5 protein-coding genes are annotated in these 3,896 nt (G+C 69.3%); all 5 read right to left on the bottom strand.

The genetic code is table 11. From position 1 onward, the window contains the following. Positions 1–132 precede the first annotated feature (132 nt). A complete protein-coding gene (gene rpmF / locus KME77_RS00180) occupies positions 133–312 on the bottom strand; it encodes a 50S ribosomal protein L32 (protein WP_033409409.1) in 180 nt (59 codons plus the stop codon). Between the two features lies 1 nt (position 313). Further along, positions 314–883, bottom strand: coding sequence for a YceD family protein (locus KME77_RS00185; RefSeq protein WP_372451105.1), 570 nt, complete (start codon positions 881–883; stop codon positions 314–316). A gap of 53 nt (positions 884–936) precedes the next feature. Then, positions 937–1,413: a pantetheine-phosphate adenylyltransferase gene (coaD, locus tag KME77_RS00190; RefSeq protein ID WP_219459872.1), complete on the bottom strand. Its 477-nt coding sequence runs from the start codon at positions 1,411–1,413 to the stop codon at positions 937–939. Between the two features lie 15 nt (positions 1,414–1,428). Further along, entirely contained in the window at positions 1,429–1,995 is a 567-nt protein-coding gene (rsmD, locus tag KME77_RS00195; protein ID WP_219459874.1) for a 16S rRNA (guanine(966)-N(2))-methyltransferase RsmD, read from the bottom strand. 479 nt (positions 1,996–2,474) lie between these two features. After that, the coding region (locus tag KME77_RS00200; RefSeq protein ID WP_219459875.1) for an ATP-dependent DNA helicase RecG at positions 2,475–3,896 on the bottom strand (1,422 nt) is incomplete at its 5' end.

Consider the following 3,896-nt stretch of genomic DNA (forward strand, 5'->3'; position numbering starts at 1 on the left):
GAACCCCCGGCCCCCACCCCGGCCGCGGGCGAACCGCCACTGCACGCATCTGAGACGGTAACGCCGACCGGGGCACAATTGCACCCGGTCGGCATCACGTCAACCTCTGAACACGTCAGAGGCGCGCTGCGATCAGGCGGACGGCTCGATGACCTGACGGCGGTTGTAGGTGCCGCAGGTGGGGCACGCGATGTGCGGCTGCTTGGGCGAACGGCACTGCGGGCAGCTCACCAGGGCGACAGCAGTCGTCTTCCACTGGGAGCGACGGGCGCGGGTGTTGCTCCGCGACATCTTTCGCTTCGGGACGGCCACGTCACTTCTCCTGATCGTTATCGTTCTCGGTAACCAGACCTTGCAACGACGCCCACCGGGCGTCGATCTTCTCGTGCCGGTGGTCGTCACCGGCCTCGGCCAGCTTGACCCCGCACTCCGTGCAGAGCCCCGCGCAGCCCTCGTCACAGACGGGACTGAGCGGCAGTGCCAGCACCACCGCGTCGCGGAACGTCGGCTCGAGGTCCAGCAGCTCACCGTCGAGCAGTGAGTCCTCCTCCGAGGCGTCCTCGTCGGAGTAGAAGAACAGCTCCTGCAGGTCCACCTCGACGTCCGAGGTGAGCTGGTCAAGACACCGCGCGCACTCCCCGGCCAGCGGGGCGTGCGCCGTGCCCGAGACGAGCACGCCTTCCATCACTGCTTCGAACCGGAGATCCAGCTCGACTTCGGCGTCCTTGGGGACTCCGATCATGTCGACGCCGAGATCCGCCGGTGCCGGGAGGCTCAGGCTCACCCGGCGCATCGTGCCCGGCCGCCTTCCCAGATCGTGAGTGGAGATCACCCATGGGCGGCGGGGGTCGAGGTGCTGAGTCATCCTGCTCTCGCTAGGCATGGCGAAAAGATCGCCGTCGTACAAGGCCGAAATGAAAGGATACCAGGTCGGCGTCAGCCCCTGAGCCGCTCGATCAACAGCTCGTGCACCAGGTCAGGGACCAGTCCGGACACGTCCCCACCGTAGCGGGCGATCTCCTTGACCCGGCTAGAGGACAGGAACGAGTACTCGGGGTTCGTCGGCATGAACAGCGTCTCGACCCCGGACATCCGGTAGTTGAGCTGGGCCATCTGCAGCTCGTAGTCGAAGTCGCTGACCACCCTGATCCCCTTGACGATCGCGGGGATGTCGTTCTGCTTGCAGAAGTCGACCAGCAGGCCGTGGAATTTGCGCACCTTGACGTTCGGGTACTCCTCGGTCACGGTGTGCAGCACGTCGATCCGCTCGTCGACCGTGAACAGGCCGCTCTTCTCGACGTTGATGAGCACTGCCACGGTCACCTCGTCATACAGCCGGGCGGCCCGGCCGATGATGTCAAGGTGGCCATTGGTGATGGGGTCGAACGACCCCGGGCAGACAACGCGGCGCAAAACGCCTCCCCAGGTCTACGGGTTCCCGGCGGCGCGACCGTACCAAACGGACGCTTCACCGTAGCGACGGACCCTCTCCTCGACAAAGCCTTCGGGCCACATCAAGGCTTTTCCCCGGCTTTCCCTCTCGAAAGCCACAATCGCCCCGTCAGTCAGCCAGCTGTTGTCCCGCAGCAGCTCCAGGACCCGCTGCACGTCCGCGTCCGGCACCGCGTAGGGCGGGTCGGCGAAGACGATGTCGTACGGGGCGTCGGCCGCCTTGGCCAGCAGGCGCTCGACCTTGTCGGCGACGACCTGGGCGTTCTCCAGGGCCAGTGACTGGACGTTCGCCCTGATCACGCGGGCGGCCCTCGGGTCGGACTCCACGAGCAGCGCGTGCCCGGCCCCGCGCGACAGCGCCTCCAGGCCGACGGCGCCCGAACCCGCGTACAGGTCGATCACCCGGGCGCCCTCCAGGCCGTGCAGCGAGTCGAGGGTCAAGAAGATCCCTTCTCGCGCCCTGTCGCTGGTCGGCCTCGTCCCGCGCCCCGGCGGGACGGTCAGCCGCCGCCCACCCGCGCTCCCCGCGATGATCCGAGTCATGAAGGCCATTGTTCCGCATGTCGGCGCAGGTCAAGAGTGGACAAGTGTCGGCCTCGACTACGCAAGGGTGATTCACATCTCGCGGACGGTCTCGCATGATGAGTCCTGCGGCCTTCAAGATGACCCAGTTGAAGGTCGACCGGCGTGATCGTGAGCCCTTCCGCACGCCGGTTCCCTCGGCACCTGACCCGAGGGTGGGCCCAGCCGGGGACGGCATTCGGGGGGAGGCCGTCCCCGCGGCTGGGATCTTTTCACAAGCCTTTTCCGCTCGTACGGCAGGCCGCCCCCACCGCCACCCGCCGACCAGGGCCGGGGGCCTCCAGGAATACGGCCGCTGACCGGATGACGGCCGGCCGCCGACACGAGCGAATTCTCAGCCGATTCCACGGCTCGTCGTCACCGCCGTACAAGGCGCCGGATTCGCCGACCGCGCTTCCGCCGTCGCGGCGCCGAAAAGCCCAGCGCCTTTCGGCGCGGGGTCAGGTCTTCTCCAGGTATTCGGCCTTCTCGTCCTCCAGGAGGCGGTCTATCTCCGCTCTCAACGGGGCGTTGGAGATCAGGTCCGGGTCCTTTTCCAGGAGGGCGGCGGCTTCTTCTCTGGCGGTTTCGATGACGTCCTCGTCGCGCAGGAGTTGCAGCAGTTTCAGTGAGGAGCGTTTGCCGGACTGGGCCGCGCCCAGGACGTCGCCCTCCCTGCGTTGTTCGAGGTCGACGCGGGACAGCTCGAAGCCGTCCAGGGTGGCGGCGACGGCGTCGAGGCGGGCGCGGGCCGGGGTGTTCTCGGGGAAGTCGGAGACCAGCAGGCACAGGCCCGGCAGGCCGCCCCGGCCGACCCGGCCGCGGAGCTGGTGGAGCTGGGAGACGCCGAAGCGGTCGGCGTCCATGATGATCATCACGGAGGAGTTGGGGACGTCCACGCCGACCTCGATGACCGTCGTGGCCACCAGGACGTCCAGCTCGCCCCTGCTGAACGCGCGCATGATCGCGTCCTTCTCCTCCGGCGGCAGCTTGCCGTGCAGCACTCCGAGGCGCAGGTCGTGGAAGGGGCCCTCGGACAGGAGCTGGGCCACGTCGAGCACGGCCAGCGGCGGTCGCTTGTCGTCCTCGCCCGACAGTGCCTCCAGGTCGCCCTCGTCGCCCTCCAGGTCGCCGATGCGCGGGCAGACGATGTAGGCCTGGCGGCCGAGCGCGACCTCCTCGCGTACGCGCTCCCAGGTGCGTTCGAGGTAGTGGGGCTTGTCGGCGGCGGGCACGACGTGGGTGGTGATCGGCGCGCGGCCCGAGGGGAGCTGCGACAGCGTCGAGACCTCCAGGTCGCCGAAGACCGTCATGGCGACCGTGCGCGGGATCGGGGTGGCGGTCATGACCAGCACGTGCGGGCGCCCGCCGCCCGCCTTCTCGCGCAGCGCGTCGCGCTGCTGCACCCCGAACCTGTGCTGCTCGTCGACCACGACCAGCCCCAGGTCGGCGAACTGGACGTGCTCCTGGAGCAGGGCGTGCGTGCCGACGACGATGCCGGCGTTGCCGGAGGCGGCGTCGAGCAGCGCCGACCGCCGGGCCGCGGCCCCCATGGAGCCGGTGAGCAGGCCGACCGCCGTGCCGCCCAACATGCCGCCCTGCGCCAGCTCGCCCAGCATGCCGCTGATCGAGCGGTGGTGCTGCTGGGCCAGCACCTCGGTGGGCGCCAGCAGCACGGCCTGGCCGCCCGCGTCGACCACCTGGAGCATGGCGCGCAGCGCCACCACGGTCTTGCCTGCGCCCACCTCGCCCTGGAGCAGCCGGTGCATCGGATGCTCCAGAGCCAGGTCGGCGGCGATCTCCTCGCCGACCAGCGCCTGCCCCTCGGTCAGCGCGGACGGCAGCCGCCCGTCGAAGTCGGCCAGCATCCCCTCGGGGCGGGG

The organism is Nonomuraea rhizosphaerae, from assembly GCF_019396405.1.
In the GTDB taxonomy this organism is placed as follows: domain Bacteria; phylum Actinomycetota; class Actinomycetes; order Streptosporangiales; family Streptosporangiaceae; genus Nonomuraea; species Nonomuraea rhizosphaerae.

What these genes read in the sequence shown, in the direction of transcription:
- KME77_RS00185 (WP_372451105.1), bottom strand. Translation starts at nt 883, where the DNA reads ATGCCTAGCGAGAGCAGGATGACTCAGCACCTCGACCCCCGCCGCCCA.
- rsmD (WP_219459874.1), bottom strand. Translation starts at nt 1,995, where the DNA reads ATGACTCGGATCATCGCGGGGAGCGCGGGTGGGCGGCGGCTGACCGTC.